The organism is Actinoplanes sp. NPDC049802 (genome assembly GCF_040656595.1).
In the GTDB taxonomy this organism is placed as follows: domain Bacteria; phylum Actinomycetota; class Actinomycetes; order Mycobacteriales; family Micromonosporaceae; genus Actinoplanes.
The window spans coordinates 53935-72564 of sequence record NZ_JBFAMR010000020.1; the positions used below are offsets into that span (position 1 = coordinate 53935).

At 71.9% G+C, this 18630-nt stretch carries 16 protein-coding genes and 1 pseudogene; 10 read left to right on the top strand and 7 right to left on the bottom strand.

What is annotated here, in order from left to right:
* Nucleotides 1–222 precede the first annotated feature (222 nt).
* Nucleotides 223–1206 carry a DNA polymerase III subunit delta gene (gene holA / locus AB0I88_RS16370; RefSeq protein ID WP_361024321.1) on the top strand — a complete coding sequence of 328 codons (984 nt, stop codon included), beginning with the start codon at nucleotides 223–225 and terminating at the stop codon, nucleotides 1204–1206.
* Nucleotides 1203–1433, top strand: a pseudogene (locus AB0I88_RS16375) (hypothetical protein); the annotation flags it as partial. The gene holA and the pseudogene AB0I88_RS16375, both read left to right, overlap by 4 nt.
* 1224 nt (nucleotides 1434–2657) lie before the next feature.
* Here AB0I88_RS16375 and rpsT read toward each other — a convergent pair.
* Together rpsT and AB0I88_RS16385 are read right to left on the bottom strand one after the other, a co-directional pair.
* Nucleotides 2658–2924: a 30S ribosomal protein S20 gene (gene rpsT / locus AB0I88_RS16380; protein WP_093621541.1), complete on the bottom strand. Its 267-nt coding sequence runs from the start codon at nucleotides 2922–2924 to the stop codon at nucleotides 2658–2660.
* A gap of 176 nt (nucleotides 2925–3100) precedes the next feature.
* Nucleotides 3101–4081, bottom strand: a complete 981-nt coding sequence (locus tag AB0I88_RS16385; RefSeq protein ID WP_361024135.1) for a phosphotransferase — start codon at nucleotides 4079–4081, stop codon at nucleotides 3101–3103.
* A 54-nt stretch (nucleotides 4082–4135) separates the two neighbouring features.
* Here AB0I88_RS16385 and AB0I88_RS16390 point away from each other — a divergent pair, with 54 nt between their 5' ends.
* The 3 genes from AB0I88_RS16390 (at nucleotide 4136) to AB0I88_RS16400 (ending at nucleotide 7112) form a co-directional block, all read left to right on the top strand.
* Nucleotides 4136–4669, top strand: coding sequence for a DUF4240 domain-containing protein (locus AB0I88_RS16390; RefSeq protein WP_361024138.1), 534 nt, complete (start codon nucleotides 4136–4138; stop codon nucleotides 4667–4669).
* Nucleotides 4670–4867: 198 nt separating this feature from the next.
* Nucleotides 4868–6748 (top strand): translation elongation factor 4, encoded by a 1881-nt coding sequence (lepA, locus tag AB0I88_RS16395; RefSeq protein ID WP_361024141.1) that lies wholly within the window; start codon nucleotides 4868–4870, stop codon nucleotides 6746–6748.
* An 82-nt stretch (nucleotides 6749–6830) separates the two neighbouring features.
* A complete protein-coding gene (locus AB0I88_RS16400) occupies nucleotides 6831–7112 on the top strand; it encodes a GlsB/YeaQ/YmgE family stress response membrane protein (protein ID WP_361024144.1) in 282 nt (93 codons plus the stop codon).
* A 73-nt stretch (nucleotides 7113–7185) separates the two neighbouring features.
* Here the strand turns inward: AB0I88_RS16400 and AB0I88_RS16405 are convergent, their stop codons facing one another.
* The 3 genes from AB0I88_RS16405 to AB0I88_RS16415 all read right to left on the bottom strand — a co-directional run bounded on the left by AB0I88_RS16405 (nucleotide 7186) and on the right by AB0I88_RS16415 (nucleotide 10647).
* Nucleotides 7186–8808, bottom strand: coding sequence for a PAS domain S-box protein (locus tag AB0I88_RS16405; protein WP_361024147.1), 1623 nt, complete (start codon nucleotides 8806–8808; stop codon nucleotides 7186–7188).
* Between the two features lie 93 nt (nucleotides 8809–8901).
* A complete protein-coding gene (locus AB0I88_RS16410) occupies nucleotides 8902–9768 on the bottom strand; it encodes a hypothetical protein (protein ID WP_361024150.1) in 867 nt (288 codons plus the stop codon).
* Between the two features lie 114 nt (nucleotides 9769–9882).
* Nucleotides 9883–10647, bottom strand: coding sequence for an enoyl-CoA hydratase-related protein (locus AB0I88_RS16415; protein WP_361024153.1), 765 nt, complete (start codon nucleotides 10645–10647; stop codon nucleotides 9883–9885).
* Between the two features lie 27 nt (nucleotides 10648–10674).
* Here AB0I88_RS16415 and hemW point away from each other — a divergent pair, with 27 nt between their 5' ends.
* Entirely contained in the window at nucleotides 10675–11874 is a 1200-nt protein-coding gene (gene hemW, locus AB0I88_RS16420; protein WP_361024156.1) for a radical SAM family heme chaperone HemW, read from the top strand.
* Nucleotides 11875–11877: 3 nt separating this feature from the next.
* On the opposite strand, the gene AB0I88_RS16425 is transcribed toward hemW, so the two are convergent.
* Nucleotides 11878–12339, bottom strand: coding sequence for a DUF4870 domain-containing protein (locus AB0I88_RS16425; protein WP_361024159.1), 462 nt, complete (start codon nucleotides 12337–12339; stop codon nucleotides 11878–11880).
* Between the two features lie 130 nt (nucleotides 12340–12469).
* Between AB0I88_RS16425 and hrcA the strand changes: the two genes are divergently transcribed.
* From hrcA to AB0I88_RS16440, 3 genes are all read left to right on the top strand, one after another.
* Entirely contained in the window at nucleotides 12470–13495 is a 1026-nt protein-coding gene (hrcA, locus tag AB0I88_RS16430) for a heat-inducible transcriptional repressor HrcA (RefSeq protein ID WP_361024162.1), read from the top strand.
* 34 nt (nucleotides 13496–13529) lie between these two features.
* Complete coding sequence (dnaJ, locus tag AB0I88_RS16435; RefSeq protein ID WP_361024165.1) at nucleotides 13530–14666, top strand: molecular chaperone DnaJ; 1137 nt, start codon at nucleotides 13530–13532, stop codon at nucleotides 14664–14666.
* A gap of 202 nt (nucleotides 14667–14868) precedes the next feature.
* A complete protein-coding gene (locus AB0I88_RS16440) occupies nucleotides 14869–15603 on the top strand; it encodes a 16S rRNA (uracil(1498)-N(3))-methyltransferase (protein WP_361024168.1) in 735 nt (244 codons plus the stop codon).
* Between the two features lie 185 nt (nucleotides 15604–15788).
* Here the strand turns inward: AB0I88_RS16440 and AB0I88_RS16445 are convergent, their stop codons facing one another.
* On the bottom strand, nucleotides 15789–18155 hold the full coding sequence (locus AB0I88_RS16445; protein ID WP_361024171.1) for a glycoside hydrolase family 3 C-terminal domain-containing protein: 2367 nt from the start codon (nucleotides 18153–18155) through the stop codon (nucleotides 15789–15791).
* A 73-nt stretch (nucleotides 18156–18228) separates the two neighbouring features.
* On the opposite strand from AB0I88_RS16445, the gene AB0I88_RS16450 reads away from it, so the two are divergent.
* Nucleotides 18229–18576, top strand: a complete 348-nt coding sequence (locus AB0I88_RS16450) for an HIT domain-containing protein (protein WP_361024174.1) — start codon at nucleotides 18229–18231, stop codon at nucleotides 18574–18576.
* The last annotated feature ends 54 nt before the right edge of the window (nucleotides 18577–18630 follow it).

Sequence of the window (18630 nt, forward strand, 5' to 3'; positions counted from 1 at the left end):
CGACACGCCCGGGGCGGGTGGCTTATGCGCGAACTTTGCCCCTTATAAGGCTCAATAAGGGACGAAAGGAACAAATCATGGCGCCAACGCGTTAGGCCTGGGCAGGCGACTCTACGGGCGTCGCGACATGTCAGCTTGCCGATATGTCTGGTTTCGCGTTCGGTGATCGGCGGTCTGCGCTAAGGAGTGAGGCTCGCGGACTTGTCGGTCACCCGTGCGACGATGTTGCACGTGAATGCCGTGCCACCCCCCTCGTTGCTGCTCGTCCAAGGCGATGAGGAGCTGCTCGCCGCCCGTGCCGTCGCCGAAGCGATCGAGGCGGCGCGAGCCGCCGACCCCGGCGCGGACGTCCGGGAGTACGAGGCCGGCTCGCTGGTCGCCGGCGAGGTCGCCGAGATTCTCAGCCCGTCGTTGTTCGGCGGGCGCCGCGTTCTGGTGATCCAGAGCGGTCAGGACGCCCGCAAGGACCTGAGCACCGCCCTGCTCTCCTACGCGAAGAACCCCGACCCCGAGGTGACCCTGATCGTCACCCACGTGGGCGGGGCCAAAGGCAAGGCCTTCGCCGACGGGCTCCGTGCCGCCGGGGCCACCGTGATCCCGGCGATGAAGCTCAAGAAGGACTCGGACCGGATCGCCTTCGTCCGCAACGAGTTCCGGCGCAACGGGGCCCGCTGCGACGATGCCGCCGCTTCCGCGCTGCTCCACGCCGTCGGCAACGACCTGCGCGAGATCGCCGCCGCCTGCTCCCAATTGCTCGCCGACACCGACGGCAAGATCACCGAGGCGGTGGTGGCCCGCTACTACAAGGGGCGGGCCGAGGTGACCGGGTTCGCGGTCGCCGACGCCGCGATGGTCGGTGACCTGCCGGGAGCGCTCGAGGCGCTGCGCTGGGCGCTACACGTCGGGGTCGACCCGGTGCCGATCGCCGACGCCCTCGCCGACGGGGTGCGGACCGTGGCGCGGGTCGCGTCGGCGGGACGCGGAAACCCGTACCAGTTGGCTTCCACACTCGGCATGCCGGCCTGGAAGATCGAGAAGGCGCAGGGACGCAGCCGCGGCTGGACCCCGGAAGGACTCGCCGACGCCATGCGCGCCGCCGCCCACTGCAACGGCGCGGTCAAGGGCGGCGCCGAGGACCGGGGCTACGCCCTGGAACAGACCGTCTTCGCGATCGCGGCCGCCCGCCGGGACGGAGGGGCCCGATGACCCGGACGATCCGGTCCCGCCGCGCCGAGGACACGAGCCGGCCCCTGTACGCGCGGGCGCTGCGACTCCGTCACCTCGCGCCCAGCGGACTGCTCTGCTTCGTCTTCCTCGAGGGCGCCGTCGTCCTCGGCATCCTGCTCGCGCTGGCCGAACTCGTCAGCTGGTGGGGGGTGCTCGTCCTGCCGATCACCGTGGCGCTCATGGTGAAGTTCAACGACCTCGTGGCCGGGGCGCTCCCCCCACGGCCGGTCGCCACCGAGGCCGCGGCGGTCCGGGCGCCGGTACTGCGGCCCGCCACCATGCCGGAGCGCGGGCGCCAGGCCGGGCCGGTGTCCTCCTCCGGTGACTCGGGGCGCTATGCGCCGGAGCAACTGTCCGCCGGGTACGGACCGGGCACCGTCTCCGATGGGTACGGGCCGGCGGTGATGTCCGAGTCGTTCGGCGACGGGTATCCGCCGGAAGGGCTGACCGGTGTGCCGGCGGTGGGATATCCGGGCACGTTCGCCAGCACCTCGACGTATGGGAGCGGGCCGTCCTACGGCTACCCGGGTGGTGGCCACAACGCCGGGCCCGAGCATGGCGGAGACGATTCGGCGGTGCATGCGTGGCCGGCGGTTCCGTCCACGTCCGGATATGGGTCGGTGGGGCAGGAGCCGGCGGTTCCGTCCACGTCCGGATATGGTTCGGCGGGGCAGGAGCCGGCGGCGACGCCCGTGTCCGGATTCGGGTCGGCGGCACCGAGGCCGGCCGAGGAGCCGCGTACCGCGGGAAACGGCGCGCCCATCCGGCGGCCGTGGGCCGAGCAACTGGATGTCCGACAGCAGATCGCCCGCCAGGCGGCCGCCCGCCGCTACGAGTGACGGACTGATCGGTCGCGCCGGCAGAGGCGGCGTGGGAGCCGTTCCGGCGGGCGGGGCGGCGGAAGGGCCACAGACGGCGCGGCGGACGGCGGACGAGTGGGGCGCCGGGCCACGATGGCTGACCGGCGGAATTGTTTGGGATGCGGCGGCTGGCGGACGCGTGCCGGGCCTCTCGTGGAGTATGCGGTCAGCCGTTCCGGGACGGGACGGCTCGCCTTGCCGACCGGCGGTGATCCGGGCACCGAGGGCCGAGGAGATCCGTTCAGCGTGGTGCCGGCGGCTGCCGAGTGGCCACAGAGCCGCCGAGCGGCGATTTGATGAGGTGACCGGGCCGGCCACTCCCGGTGGCACCGCCTTACCCGGCCGGCCGCGCACCAGACGATGATCATCCGAGTGCCGTGGGCGCCACGAAGAGACAGCCCGTCGGTCGCCGTTTCGGTTGCTCGCGGGCCCGTACTCTCGAAGGGAAATGGGACCGGGCACCGCCGCGGCCCCCGAAGGAGCCGACGCGGTGCCCGGGTGTGTCCAAGCCGGCTCACCGTCGATGGTGGCCGGTGTCAGCTGACGCTGACCTGATCCGGAACGAGCAGATCAGGCGGACAGCGAGGCGATCTTCTTGGCGATGGCCGACTTGCGGTTGGCCGCCTGGTTCTTGTGGATGACGCCCTTGCTGACAGCCTTGTCAAGCTGACGCGACGCGTCACGCAGAAGCGCGGTGGCCGACTCGACGTTGCCCGAGTCGCTCGCCTCGTGCAGCTTGCGGATCACGGTCTTCAGGGAAGACTTGACCGACTTGTTGCGCAGACGGGCCTTCTCGTTCTGCCGGTTGCGCTTGATCTGGGACTTGATGTTCGCCACGCGACAGCCTTGTCCTGACTAGGTTCGGAAACGGTCTCAAGCGGTGGTCGCCGCATCGTCTGTCCCGGCTGGGAGCCGGGTGCAGTCGACAGCAACGTGTCACCACACGCGATGAGCCAGACTACCAGCACCGTTTCGGGCTGCCAAAACGGCTCCGGCTCTACGGCTGGCGAGCTCTACGGCCGGCGGGTCCAGCCGCGGCGCTCGGCCAGCCAGGCGAGAGCCTGGGCGCCGCTGAACCGCTGGTGCTGCCGGCTGTGCGGGGAGGCGCTGGTCGGCCCGCCGTCCGCCCGGACGAGCCAGTACCCGGCGAGCGCCGCCAGAGCGCCGTCCACCCCGTCGTGCGGCGGGCACCACTTCCGGATGTGGGCGTCGGTGTCCAGGCCGCTGGCGTACGCGCTGATCAGGAGGGTGACCGTGTCGAACCAGGTCGCCCCCAGGCAGGGCCACGTCCAGTCGCAGAGCCAGGCCGTGCCGGCGCCGTCGATGAGCACGTTGTCGACCCGCAGGTCCCCGTGGCACATGCCGGAGCCGCCGGCCTTCGACGGCAGGCGGCGTTCGAGGTCGGCCAGCTCGCGCAGTCGCTCCGGCGCGACGGTGCCCTGTGCGGTCGCCGGCATCGGCTCGTGTCCGGCTTCGATCAGCGACCACCAGGACATCTCGGCGCGCAGGATGTCCGGCAGTGTGGGCAGGCCCACGGCCAGCAACTCGGGGCCCGGGTCGGCCAGCGCCCACGCGGCCTCCGTCCACGAGGCCAGCGCGGCCTCCAGGTGGGCCTCGGACCAGGGCAGGGACGGGATCCGGCCGTCGATCGGGTCCATGCACAGGACGAACCATCCGGCCTCGGCCAGGGTCCAGCGGGGGCGGGCCGCGATCACCTCCGGGGGGAGGGCCGTGGTGATCGCCTGCTCACGGGCGTACCACTGGGAGATGGGATCCGAGAGCGGGGCCGCTTTGACGAAGGCGCTCGTCCCGGCCTCGGTGGTGACCAGCGCGGCGAAGGCCCTGGTGAAGCCGCCGCCGGCGCTGCGCGCCGAGACGACCGGAGAGCCGAGACGCGCGGCGATCGCCTGACGCGTTCGCCGTGGCAGATCAGACCAATCCGGGCGTACGGCGGTGGCGTCGTACGGTACGTCGGGCAGCGAGATCGGCCGCATGTTCCCCATCCTGCCGCCGGCGGAATTGTCGTACCCCACTGGGAGGATCACAGCATGAGAACCGACGACTTCTGGGCGGTCATCGACCGTGCCACCGCTGACCGGCCGGCCTCGCCCGCCGAGGTGGCCGAGAGGGCCGTCGCCGACCTGGCCACCCGCGATCCGGAGGAGATCGTCGCCTGGGGCCGTCACCTGGACAAGGTGATGACCGCGTCCGGCACCGAGGATCTGTGGGCCGCGGCCTACCTGATCAACAGCGGCGCCGACGGGCCGGATTTCGACGCCTTCCGGGGCTGGCTGATCGCGCACGGGCGCAAGGCCGTCTCCGCGGCGGTCCAGCAACCCGACGTGCTGGCCAACGTGGTCGTGATCAAGGAGGCGGCGGACACCGGCGCCGTCTTCCGGGCCGAGGAGGTGCTCGACATCGCGGCCCGCGCCTACGAGCAGGCCACCGGCGGGCCACTGCCGGCCGGGGAGCGGCTCCGCACCCGTCCCGAGGTCGCCGACCTGTGGGACTTCGACGACGAGGAGGAGATGCGCCGGCGTCTCCCGCGCCTGTCCGCGCTGTTCCTGGAGCCACCGGACTGACCGCGGGGCGCGGGGCGCGGGGTGCGGGGTGATTCGCCCGGGAGATCCGGTTGCCGTGGGGCTTCCGCCGGGCCCATGCTGACCGCTCGAACGGGTGTGATCGGACCTGCCCTCGTGGGCGTGGGACGATAGGGGGGTGCCGGTGGAAGCCCGGCGCTCACCCGAACCCGAAAACCAGCCCGAGAAGAACGGACGACCGTGCCTGGACCGCTCGACCCCGGCGTGAACGTGATCGGATCGACCGATCCGAGCCGCATCCGCAACTTCTGCATCATCGCCCACATCGACCACGGCAAGTCGACGCTGGCCGACCGGATGCTGCAGATCACCGGGGTGGTCGACCCGCGCCAGATGCGTGCGCAGTATCTCGACCGGATGGACATCGAACGCGAGCGCGGCATCACCATCAAGTCGCAGGCCGTGCGCATGCCCTGGACTGTTCGGGAGGGCGACCAGCGGGGCGAGACCGCGGTCCTCAACATGATCGACACCCCGGGTCACGTGGACTTCACCTACGAGGTCTCCCGCAGCCTGGCCGCCTGTGAGGGCGCGATCCTGCTGGTGGACGCCGCGCAGGGCATCGAGGCGCAGACCCTCGCCAATCTGTATCTGGCGATGGAGAACGACCTGCACATCATCCCGGTGCTCAACAAGATCGACCTGCCGGCGGCGCAGCCGGAGAAGTACGCGGAGGAGCTCGCCAAGCTGATCGGCGTGGAGCCGTCCGACGTGCTGCGGGTGTCCGGCAAGACCGGTGTCGGGGTGGATCACCTGCTCGACGAGATCGTCCGGCAGTTCCAGGCGCCGGTCGGTGACGCGGCCGCCCCGGCTCGCGCGATGATCTTCGACTCGGTGTATGACGTGTATCGCGGCGTCGTCACCTACGTCCGGGTCATCGACGGCCGGATCGAGGCGCGCGACCGGATCAAGATGATGTCCACCGGCGCCGTGCACGAGCTGCTCGAGATCGGTGTGGTGTCGCCCGAGATGGAGAAGGCGGGCGCTCTCGGCGTCGGCGAGGTCGGCTATCTGATCACCGGTGTGAAGGACGTCCGCCAGTCGAAGGTCGGCGACACCGTCACCGGCAACAACCGGCCGGCGAAGGAGGCTCTCGGCGGCTACAAGGACCCGAAGCCGATGGTCTACTCGGGCCTCTACCCGATCGACGGATCGGATTATCCGGCGCTGCGTGACGCCCTCGACAAGCTGAAGCTCAACGACGCGGCGCTCACCTACGAGCCGGAGACGTCGGCGGCACTCGGCTTCGGCTTCCGCGTCGGCTACCTGGGCCTGCTGCACCTGGAGATCATCGGCGAGCGGCTGGAGCGCGAGTTCGGCCTGGATCTGATCTCGACCGCGCCGAACGTGGTCTACCAGGTGATCACCGAGGACGCGAAGGAGACGGTGGTCACCAACCCGAGCGAGTTCCCGACCGGGAAGATCGCCGAGATCCACGAGCCGGTGGTGCGCGCCACGGTGCTGGTGCCGAACGAGTACGTGGGCTCCGTCATGGAGCTGTGCCAGTCCCGCCGGGGCAGCCTGCTCGGCATGGAATACCTGTCCTCCGAACGGGTGGAGTTGCGTTACACCCTTCCGCTCGCGGAGATCATCTTCGACTTCTTCGACCAGCTGAAGAGCAAGACCAAGGGGTATGCGTCACTCGACTACGAGCCCTCCGGCGAGCAGGTGGCCGACCTGGTGAAGGTGGACATCCTGCTGCACGGCGAGCCGGTCGACGCCTTCAGCGCGATCGTGCACAAGGACAAGGCGTACACGTACGGCACGACGATCGCCGCCAAGCTGCAGAAACTCATCCCGCGGCAGCAGTTCGAGGTGCCGATCCAGGCGGCCATCGGCTCCCGGATCATCGCCCGCGAGACGATCCGCGCGATCCGCAAGGACGTGCTCGCGAAGTGCTACGGCGGTGACATCAGCCGGAAGCGGAAGCTGCTGGAGAAGCAGAAGGAGGGCAAGAAGCGGATGAAGATGGTGGGCCGTGTGGAGGTTCCGCAGGAGGCCTTCATCGCCGCGCTCTCCACCTCCGACACATCTGACGCGAAGGGGCCAGGCAAGAAATAGGGCGGTTTGATTTCTCGAGGGGTCGGGAACTCAGGGGCTCGACGGACGCAACCATCAAGCTCCACCCCCGAGGAGGAACCTCATGGAACTCACGCTCACCGGCATCATCGTCGCCCTGATCGTCGGCGCGGTCATCGGCGTGCTCGGTCGCCTGGTCGTACCGGGCCGCCAGAACATCCCGCTGTGGCTGACCGTTGTCGTCGGTGTGGTGGCCGCGCTGCTGGGCACCGTGATCGCCCGGGCCGCGGGTGTCGCGAACACCGCCGGTTTCGACTGGATCGAGTTCTTCTTCCAGGTGGCCCTGGCCGCGATCGGTGTGGCGCTGGTCGCCGGTGTCGGTGGCCGTCGCCGCCTGACCCGATGACCGTGGCCTGACGAAAGACGGAAATGCCGGCCCCGCCCCCGCGGGCCGGCTTTTCCGTGTCGGAGGCGCGGGATCAGAACCGGAATTTGTGCTGGGCGCTTCGCCGGTTGACCCACGCCGGCAGGTCCCCGCCCTGCTGCGGGACCGCCTCGGCCCGGCTGCCGGCCACCCGCAACGTCACGACCAGTCCCTGGACGAGCCGATCCTGCCGCAGGTCCCGGTAGCTGATCTCGACCAGCGCCTGTGACCCGTCCGCCCGCTGGACGGCGCAGTGCACCGTCCCGTCGCCCTTGGTGGACAGGGCGCTTCGTACGCTCTCCCGGTCGTCCGGATGGATGAGGTCGTCGAGGACCGTGAGCGGAGGCAGCTCCTCGCCCCCGGCCAGCCGTCGCAGCCCGGGGCTGGCGTACCGGATCCGGCGGTCGGAGTCGATCACCGCCATGATCTCCGCCGTGTTGCCGGTGACCGCCCGCAGGTAGAGGTCGCTGTCGCGGCGGCCGACCGCCTCGACCAGGGTGATCCGGTCCAGGGCCAGCGCGGTCTCCCCGGCGAGCACCTCGAGGGCGTCGCGCCCGGCGATCAGGGCCTCACGGCGGCCGGTGATGACCAGGGCGCCGCCGCTGGGCCGGGCCACGGCCAGCGGCTCGAGCCGGAGCGGGCAGACCAGGGTGCGCTCGTCGGGGTCGGTGGCCGCGATCCACCAGCTGCGGGATCCGGCGCCGGCCGGCGCGGCGGGCAGTCCTTCCCGGGCCATCCGGCCGTCGTCGGCGGCGAGCAGCACCCGGCGGACCGTGGCGGACGGCAGCAGGCGGATGACGGCGGCGCGGGCCGCGGCTTCGACGGCCGGCGGGTCGGCGGCCGCGACGAGGGCGGTGGTGGCGGTACGCAGCCCGCGTTCCCGGTTGAGCGCCTGGCTGTGGTGGTGGATGGCGTCGGCGAGCCGGGTGATGGTGAGGACCAGGGTGATCGCGGCGGTGATCGCGATCACCAGCCCGTCGCGGACGGTCCCGGACAGCGCCTCGATGATCAGCACGACCGGGGGTGTGGCCGCGGACGCGGCGAGCAGGCTGGTGTCGCGGAACCGCCAGGGCGACGGCTGGGCCGGGCGCGGCTCGGTGAGCCGGCGCATCGACGGGTGCAGCGCGGACAGCCCCCATGCCAGGTAGAGCAGCACGTACGCCGACTCGGCCGGCAGGCTCTCGGTGAGCGGGTAGAGGACGTCCCCGGCGAGCAGCCCGACCGCGCCGGTGAGCAGCAGGATCGCCGAGACGTTGCGGCGGTCGGCGGCGACCAGCCGGCCGGCCACGCCGATCAGCAGCAGGGCGCCGATCACGTCGGCGGGGGAGACGGCGCCGAACCGGTCGGCGGCACTGATCACGAAGACCCAGACGACGAGCAGGGCGGCGCAGGCGAAGGCGACCAGGTCGATCAGCCGGGCCCGGTCGGCGAGCAGGGCGCCGCCCCGGGTGAACTGGAGCAGACTCAGTGTGACCAGCGCGAACATCGCCAGGTAGGCGGTGTCGGCGAGGGGCATGCGGTCCAGTGCGTACCAGACGTCGCCGGCCGCCAGGGCGGTGACCGACGCGGCGAGCAGCAGCCACGGGGAACGCCGGGCGGGGCGGTGCCGGCGCACGCCGATCAGGATGGCGCCGGCGCTTCCCGCGCCCAGCAGGATCCACGCGATCGCGCTCAGCACGACCTACTTAGTACCAGGGAGGTTGCGCACTGTCTATGCGGAGGTATACGCAGCGCCACGTCACGGGTAGTCACCGATAATTCCGGGGCCGGCTCAATGGAAGACCTCAGCTACCACCTGCGCCTGATCGCCGGCGCCGCCGTCGGTCACCGGCTGCCACTTTCCCTCCGGGGCGTGCCACTCGAGATCACCGAAACGTACCCGTTCGAGGCCGGTGGCCGAGGCGTGCGAGACCAGCCAGTGCGCGAACCGCCAGCCCACGCTGGCATCGGCCACCGCCACGGTCAGGCCGGCCCTCTCGGCGCTGCGGGCCTGACCCGCCAGCTTCTTGCCCCAGTCCAGCTGGAGGCTGCTGAGCAGGGCGGTAGCCGCCTCGGCGCCGCGGATCGCCGGGGTGTCCGGGACGACGCACTCGACGGCGCCGGTGGCCCGGCCGGTCAGCGCGGCGGCCAGCACCCGGGACTCGTCGGCCCACTTCTCGTAGGCGTTCGGGTACGCCGACCGCTGCACCTTCTGGGCCGCGTCGGTGACCCGCATCTTCTCCCAGCCCTTGACCTTCTTCAGGGCCGCGTAGAACTTGCCGGCCGAGTACCTCGGGTCCATGATCTGCTCCACGGTGCCCCAGCCCTGGCTGGGCCGCTGCTGGAAGAGGCCGACCGAGTCACGGTCCCCACCGTCCAGATTCTCCAGCTCGGACTCCTGGAAGGCGGTGGCGAGCGCGACCACGACCGCCTGCTCGGACATGCCCCGGCGCACGCCCACCGCGGCGATCGTGGCGGCGTTGGCCATCTGCGCGGTGTCCAGGGTGACCTCGCCGTCGGCCTTGACGGTGCACTCCGGGCCGAGCTGGGGCAGCTTGATGCTGCCCGTCAGGTTGCTGATCAGCACGACCACGCCGAGCGTGCCGACGAGTGTCAGGGCGGCGATCACACCCACGATCGATCTGGTACGCACCGTCACCTCCTCAGCCGAGCCGGACGCCAAGCCTAGACAACGACCGCTCGTGCCCCGCCGTGACTGGTGGCCCTTTCATCAGGGCGGTGTGGATCACACCTTGCGAGACGGCCGGGCGGGTCACCGGACCCAGCCCGGATCCCGCTTCTCCCGGGCCGCCGCCACGCCCTCCCGGCCCTCCGCGGACTTGAAGTATCCGGCCGACCGTTGTGCGAGATCGGCCAGGTCGGTACGGATGGACTCGGCGCGCGTACGCCGGAGAAGTTGTTTGGTGCCGGCGAGGGCGAGCGGGCCGCCGCGGAGCAGCGACGCGCAGTAGGCCGCGACGGTGGCGTCCAGGTCGTCCTCGGCGACCGCCGCGGTGACCAGGCCCACCTCCGCGGCCCGGGTCCCGTCGAAGACGTCGCCGGTGAGGTAGAGCTCGGCGGCGGCCCGGGGCGCCAGCCGGGGCAGCACGGTGGAGCTGATCACCGCCGGGATCACCCCGAGCCGCACCTCGGTGAAGGCGAACGTCGCCGAGCGGGCGCAGACCGCGATGTCGGCCGCGCCGATCAGGCCGAGGCCGCCGGCCCGGGCCGGACCGCCGATCCGCGCGATCACCGGCTTGGGGAACTCCCAGAGCACGGCGAGCACGTCGGCGAGCATCTCGGCGGGCAGCCGGTCGCCGGGGCGGGCCGCGGCGGTCTCCTTGAGGTCGACGCCGGAGCAGAACACCGGGCCGGTGTGGGACAGGACCACCACCCGCGACTCCGGGTCGGCCGCCGACGCGGCCAGCGCGTCGAGCATCCGCCGGAGCAGGGCGGTGGAGAGGGCGTTGCGGTTGCCGGGGTTGTCCAGGGTGAGGGTGGTCACCCCGGCGTCGGTGGCGGTACGGACCAGATCCATGCCGGGAACCTTAACTACGCTTGCCGGATGGCCGGCGCACTCCCCGATGGTGAACCCGTACCCGACGACGGGTCGCTCCCCGACGACGCCACCCGTGAGGTCGGCAAGGACGGGTTCGCCGTCTACGTCCACGTGCCGTTCTGCGCCAGCCGCTGCGGCTACTGCGACTTCAACACGTACACGGCGAGCGAGCTGGGCGGCGGGGCGAGCCGCGACGAGTACGCGGACACCGTCCTGGCCGAGCTGGCCCTCGCCGCGCGGGTGATCGAGCCCGGCCCGGTGCGGACCGTCTTCGTCGGCGGCGGCACACCCACCCTGCTGCCGGCCGGCGACCTGGCCCGGATCCTGGACGGCATCGACCGTACCTGGGGCCTCGCGCCGGGCGCCGAGGTGACCACCGAGGCCAACCCGGAGTCGGTCGACCCGGCCTACCTGCGGGCGCTGAGGGCCGGCGGCTTCAACCGGATCTCGCTGGGCATGCAGTCGGCCGCGGAGAACGTGCTGCGCGTCCTGGACCGCCGGCACACCGCCGGGCGCGCGCCCCGGGCCGCAGAGGAGGCCCGCGCGGCCGGGTTCGAGCACGTCAACCTGGATCTGATCTACGGGACGCCGGGGGAGAGCGCGGAGGACTTCGCGGCCTCCCTGCGGGCGGTGATCGGTGCCGGGGTGGACCACGTCAGCGCCTACGCCCTGATCGTCGAGGACGGCACGCGGATGGCCGGGCGGATGCGCCGGGGCGAGCTGCCGTACCCCTCGGACGACGTGGCCGCCGACCGTTACCTGGCCGCCGAGGCCGCGCTGAGTGAGGCCGGCCTCGACTGGTACGAGGTGTCCAACTGGGCGAGGAAGGACGCCGAATGCCGGCACAACCTCCTGTACTGGACCGGCGCCGACTGGTGGGGTCTCGGGCCGGGCGCGCACAGCCACGTCGGCGGGGTCCGCTGGTGGAACGTCAAACACCCGGTCACCTACGCGAAACGCCTGGCCGCCGGGACCTCGCCGGGCCACGGCCGGGAGACGCTGAGCGCCGCCGACCGGCACATGGAGGACGTCATGCTCCGGGTGCGGCTGCGCGACGGCATCGGTCTGGACCGGGTCGATGCCACCGGCGCCGCGCGGGCCCTGGCGGACGGGCTGCTCGAACCGGGGGCGTACGACGACGGCCGCGTCGTGCTCACGCTGCGCGGCCGCCTGCTGGCCGACGCGGTCATCCGGGACGTGGTGTGAGCCTCACTTGATGAAGCGGGCGCTCAGCGGATAGTTGAACGGCTCGTTGTTGGCCGCCTTCACCCCGGCGACGACGCCCAGGACGGTGGCGATGAGCCAGGCCGCGCCGACCACGAAGATGCCCACCCCGACGCAGATCAGCAAGCTGCCGACCAGGCCGATGATGCCCCACAGCAGCTGGAAGTTGAGCGCCTTGACGGCCTCCTCCCGCACGAACGGCGAGGTGTTGCCCCGGGCCAGCAGCGCGACCAGCGGCGCTATCCAGCCGAAGAACGTGCCGCCGAAGAACGCTCCGGCCGCACCGCCGAAGTGCGCCACCAGGATCCAGGTGCGCTCGTCGCCGGCGGTGGCCGGGGGCCGGTAGCCGTACCCCGGAGGCGGGTTGTAGGGAGGCGGCGGATATCCGCCGGGCGGCTGGTAGCGGGCGGTCGGATCGTCGTCCGGTGGGCGCGGGGGCTCTGTCATGGAACACACGCTAGGACCCGCCATCGAGCCGGTCGAGGTCCACCTCCGTACTTTCGATCATCGCGCTGCCGCCCCGGGCGACGTAGACTGGCACTCTATTAGCAGGAGTGCCAGAAGGGGGAGGGGTCATATGAGTCTGGATGACCGCAAGCTCGAGGTGCTCCGGGCGATCGTCGAGGACTACGTCGACACTCAGGAGCCGGTCGGCAGCAAAGCCCTGGTCGACCGGCACAAGCTCGGCGTCTCCCCGGCCACCGTGCGCAACGACATGGCCGTGCTGGAGGAGGAGGGCTACATCCGGCAGCCGCACACCAGCGCCGGGCGGGTCCCCACCGACGCCGGCTACCGGCTCTTCGTCGACCGGCTCACCAGGATCAAGCCGCTCAGCCCGGCCGAGCGCCGGGCGATCGAGCGCTTCATGGTCGGCGCCGTCGACCTGGACGACGTGGTGCACCGCACGGTCCGGCTGCTCGCCCAGCTCACCCGCCAGGTCGCCGTGGTCCAGTATCCGAGTCTCTCCCGGTCCTCGGTGCGCCATCTGGAGCTCGTTCCCATCTCCACCACCCGCCTGATGCTCGTGATGATCACCGACACCGGCCGGGTCGAGCAGCGCCTCGTGGAGCTGCCCGGCCCGGTGCCGGACGGCGACGTCTGGGAGCTGCGGCGCCGGGTGAACGAGAAACTCTCCGGCCAGCGGCTCGCCGACACCCCACCGCTGGTGCAGCGGTTGGTGGAGGAGTGTGACGATCCCGAGCGGAAAGCCACCATGGCCTGTCTGGCCTCGGTACTCTTGGAGACCCTCGTCGAGCGGAGTGAGGAGCGCCTCGCCCTCGCCGGTACGGCCAACTTGACACGCGGCGGTGTGCTGGACTTCCAGGGCACGCTACGGCCCGTCCTCGAGGCCCTCGAGGAGGAGGTGATCCTTCTGAAACTCATCGGCGACCTGGAACCCCGGACCACCCGGGTCCGGATCGGTGACGAGAACGAGATCGACAACCTGCGTTCGGCGTCCGTGGTGAGCAGCGGTTACGGACCGGGCACCACGATCGTTGGGGGGCTCGGCGTGCTGGGCCCCACCCGGATGGACTACCCCGGCACTATCGCTACCGTTCGTGCAGTGGCACGCTACGTTGGCGACCTGTTGGCACAGAATTGACGGATTCGCGCAGACATTGAGGACTCCAAACCCCGTGGCCAAGGACTATTACGGAATTCTCGGTGTGAGCCGGGAGGCAACCGACGACGAGATCAAGCGCGCCTACCGCAAACTCGCTCGGCAATACCACCCGGACGTCAACCCCGATCCGGAGGCGCACAACAAGTTCAAAGAGATCAACGCGGCGTACGAGGTCCTCTCCGACGACCAGAAACGCCAGATCGTCGATCTCGGTGGCGACCCGCTCGCGCCCGGTGGCGGCATGCCCGGCGGTGCCGGCGGCGCCGGCCCGTTCGTCGGCTTCCAGGACATCATGGACGCCTTCTTCGGCACGGCCGCCGGCGGCGGCTCCCGGGGCCCGCGCCCGCGCACCCGCCCGGGCGCCGACGCCATCCTGCGCCTCGAGCTGGACCTGGTGGAGACCGCCTTCGGAGTGGAGGCGCCGATCACCGTCGACACCGCGGTGCTGTGCACCCAGTGCTCCGGCGCCGGCACCGCGCCCGGCACCCACCTCGCCACCTGCGAGGTCTGCTCGGGCCGCGGCGAGGTCCAGTCGGTGCAGCGCACCTTCCTCGGCCAGGTCGTCTCGTCCCGCCCCTGCCAGAACTGCCAGGGCCACGGCACGGTCATCCCCAGCCCCTGCCCGACCTGCGCCGGCGACGGCCGGATCAGGACACGCCGCTCACTCACCGTGAAGATTCCGGCGGGCGTCGAGGACGGCATGCGGATCCGCCTGGCCCAGCAGGGCGAGGTCGGCCCCGGCGGCGGCACCGCCGGCGACCTCTACGTGGAGATCCACGAGCGGCCGCACGACGTCTACTCGCGCAAGGGCGACGACCTGCACTGCCGGGTCACCCTGCCGATGACCGCGGCCGCCCTCGGCACCCGGATGACCATCAAGACCCTCGACGGCGAAGAGAACATCGAGGTCAAGCCGGGCACCCAGCCGGCCAGCACGCTGCGCATCCGCGGCAAGGGCGTCCCGCACCTGCGCGGTCAGGGCCGCGGCGAGCTGTTCGTGCACCTCGACGTCAAGACGCCGACCAAGCTCACCGCCGACCAGGAGCGCATGCTGCGCGAGTTCGCCAAGACCCGCGGCGAGGACGTGGCGGAGCTCTCCAAGCAGGGCGGCTTCTTCAGCCGCATGCGCGACGCCTTCAACGGCCACTAAATCAAGATCAAAACCAGGATGTCGTAGCGGGGTGGTGGGTGCGGACCGTCGCTCCCGCCGAGGGCGCGGCGTGTCTCGCTGGCCGCCGGCGCGTCCAGAGCGCGAGCCACCCCGCGCGACGTGCGTGAGCGGTTGCGCCCGAAACCCCGCGCGCCGACCCTGCCGGACCGCGGTGACCGGGCGGCCGGGTAGCGTTCCGGGGATGTCCGCGCCGCTGTTCCTGGTCGAGAGCCTGCCCGAGGGGTCGTCGTACACGCTGGACGGCCCGGAGGGGCATCACGCCGCCACCGTGCAGCGGCTGCGGATCGGTGAGGCGCTGATCCTCGCCGACGGGCGGGGCGGCACCGCGCGCGGCGAGGTCACCGCGGTCGGCCGGGGCAGCGTCGACGTGATGGTCACCGCCGTCGGTCAGGAACCGGCCGCCGACCCGCGGCTGGTCGTCGTGCAGGGCATCGCCAAAGGCGACCGGGGCGAGCTGGCCGTGCAGGCGATGACCGAGGTCGGCGTGGACGAGATCGTGCCGTGGGCGGCGTCCCGCTCGGTGGCGCAGTGGCGCGGCGACCGCGGCTTCAAGGCCCGCGACAAATGGGCGGCCACCGCCCGGGAGGCAGCCAAGCAGGCCCGGCGCTCCTGGCTGCCCCTGGTGGCGGGCGACCCCGACCGCTCCACCAAGCAGGTGGCGGCCCGCCTCACCACCGCTGCCGTGTCGTTCGTGCTGCACGAGGAGGCCACCGAGCGCCTCACCACCGCCCCGCTGCCGGACCAGGGCGACATCGTCCTGGTGGTCGGCCCCGAGGGCGGCATCAGCGACGCCGAGCTGGAGGCCTTCCGCGAGGCGGGCGCCACCCCGGTCCGTCTGGGCAGCGCGGTGCTGCGCACCTCGACAGCGGGAGTCGCGGCACTCTCCGTTCTGAACGGCCGTCTCGACCGTTGGTGATCCCGGTCGATGCGGGCGACACGGTGCTGCGCACCTCGCCCGAGGGTCCCGAGCCGGTCCGCTCCGGATGGTCGTCTCGACCGTCAGCGGCCGAAGTCGTCCCGCCGCTCTCTCCACCGTGCCCGGCGCCCCGGGACCGTGCTCAGGGCGGGACCGATGATCACCGCCCTGAGTAGGGCCCCGGGTCAGCCGACGGTGAGCGTGCCGGTCAGGCGCGGGTCGTCGAGCGCGTGCGCGGCGATCACCGTGTAGTCGCCGGGCACCGTCCGCCAGCCGCCGTCCCACACCTGGAAGACGCGTTCGGGCAGCGGGATCGTCACGGTCACCGTCTCGCCGGGCGCCGCCGTGGCCGTGGCGAAACCGGCGAGCCACCGGTCCGGGCGGTCGACCGGACCGGCCTGGCCCGCCGACAGGTACACCTGGACGACCTCCCGGCCGGGGCGTTCGCCGGTGTTGGTGAGCGTCACCCGTACCTCTGCGGTCTCCAGCGCGATCTCCCCGTACGACCAGGTGGTGTAGCCCTGACCGGAACCGAACGCGAAGAGCGGGCAGGCCGACCAGCCGCGGTAGCCGATCCGGATGTCCTCGCCGTAGGCGAGCGTGCCGTCCGTAGGACGCACCTCCAGGACCGGGCAGTCCTCCTCGCGGCGCGGCCACGTGGTGGGCAGGCGGCCGCCCGGCTCCGCGACGCCGAGCAGCACGTCGGCCAGCGCGGCGCCCGCCTCCTGCCCGGGGAACCAGGTCAGCAGCACCGCGGCCGCCTCCTCGGACCAGGGCAGCAGCACCGGCGATCCGGCGTTGACCACCACGACGGTGCGCGGGTTGGCCGCCGCCACCCGGGACACCAGCTCGTCCTGGCGGCCGGGCAGGGCCAGCGAGGTGCGGTCGAAGCCCTCCGACTCGACCTGCTCGGTGGTGCCGACCACCACGACGGCCACGTCCGAGCGGGCGGCCAGCTCGACGGCCTCGGCGATCAGGCCCTCCGCGTCCGGTCCGGGCGCCCGGTGGCCGAGCGTGGTGGAGACCGAGTGGGCCGTACCCGGCTCGAAGGACTGCCGCAGCACCACCGGAACCCGCACGCCGGCCTCCAGCCGCACCGTGAACCGCTGCTCCCGGGGGTGCAGCAGCAGGTCCGCGCGACCGGTGCCGGGCGGGTGCAGCGAGCCCTGGTAGAGCGTCTCCTCGCCGACGACCAGCTGGAACGCGCCGAACCCGGAGACCGCCAGGACGTGCTCGCCGCCGACCGCCGGGGTGATCTCGGTACGCAGTTCGAGCGTGCTGATCGCGGCCACCGCCAGTCCGCCGGGCGGGTCGCCGAGCCAGCGGATCGTGGCCGTCTCGACCGGGAAGTCGTGCCCCTCGGCGGAGAAGACGAACGGCGCCCAGTCCGGTCCCTGCGCGGCCGGCAGGAACGGGCGCGGATCGGCGCCGACCGCGTAGGCCACGTCGACTCCGGGCAGGGCGGCGCGCAGCCCGTCCAGCGGGGAGATCACGTGCCGCGGGGTGACCTGGGCGCTGCCGCCGCCGAGCACCCGTGCGTCGGTGGCCAGCGCGCCGATCACCGCGACCCGGGTGAGGTCGGCGGCCCGCAGTGGCAGGGTGTTCCCCTCGTTGCGGGTCAGCACGAACGACCGGACCGCCACCTCGTGCGCCACCGCGTCGCCGTCCTCGTCGGGCGGCGGCACCGGCAGGGCGTGCCCGTCCAGGGCGCCGGTCCGGGCGGCGAGCCGCAGCACCCGCCGCACCTTGTCGTCGATGACCTCCTCCGGTACGGCACCGGCCCGGACCGCCTCGACCAGTGCCGGGCCCCACGGGTTGTCCATGGCCGGCATCGCGATGTCGAGCCCGCCGAGCGCGGCCGGCACGGTCTCCCGGGCGGCCCGCCAGTCCGAGACGACGACCCCGTCGAAGCCCCACTCCCGCTTGAGGATCTCGTCCTGGATGCGCCCGTTGGCGGCCATCGGTGTGCCGTCGACCCCGTTGTAGGCGCTCATCACGCCCCAGCCGCCGGCCGCCGTCACCCGCTCGAACGGGGCCAGGTAGATCTCCCGCAGCGCCCGCTCCGGGATCCGTACGTCCACCGTCATCCGGTCGGTCTCGAAGTCGTTGCCGACCAGGTGCTTCACCGTGGTGCCGACCGAGTGCGACTGCACCCCGGACACGAACCCGGCCGCGATCTCACCGGTGAGCAGCGGGTCCTCCGAGTAGCACTCGAAGTGGCGGCCGTTCAGTGGGGTGCGGTGCATGTTGACGGTCGGGCCGAGCAGTACGTGCACACCCTTGCGCCGGGACTCCTGCCCGAGGAGCCGGCCGGCCCGTTCGGCGACCGCGGCGTCCCAGGTGGCGGCGAGCGCCGTGGGGCTGGGCAGGGCCACCGACGGGTCCTCGGGGGTGTAGCCGGTGCCCCGGACCCCGACCGGGCCGTCCGACATGACCAGCGACCGCAGCCCGATGCGCGGCACGGCCGGCAGCGACCAGAAGTCCTGCCCGGTCAGCAGAGACACCTTCTCCTCCAGGGTGAGTTGGTGGAGAAGGTCGTCGAACTCGGCCATGAGAGCGCTCCCAAGCAGTGTGTCGAAGGTCCGACGACCATCTAAGCCCACCTCCGGCCATAAGATCCATGAGGTGGAAAACACCTGCCTGTTCTGCCGCATCCTGGCCGGCGAGATCCCCGCGACCGTCGTGCACCGGACCGACACCACCCTCGCCTTCCGCGACATCGACCCGAAGGCGCCCACCCACGTCCTGGTCATCCCGGTCGCCCACCACGCGAACGTGACCGAGCTCGCCGCCGACCCGGCCGCGGCCGCCGACGTGCTGGCCACCGCCGCGAAGGTCGCCGAGATGGAAGGCCTGACCGACGGATTCCGGGTCATCTTCAACACCGGGCAGCACGGTGGCCAGGAGGTCTTCCACGTGCACGCGCACGTGGTCGGCGGCGCCCCGCTCGGACCGATGCTGGCCCGGCGATGAGCGCGCTCGCACGCGGATCATCGGCTCCGAGGAATCCGTGCCGGAGCGAAGCGG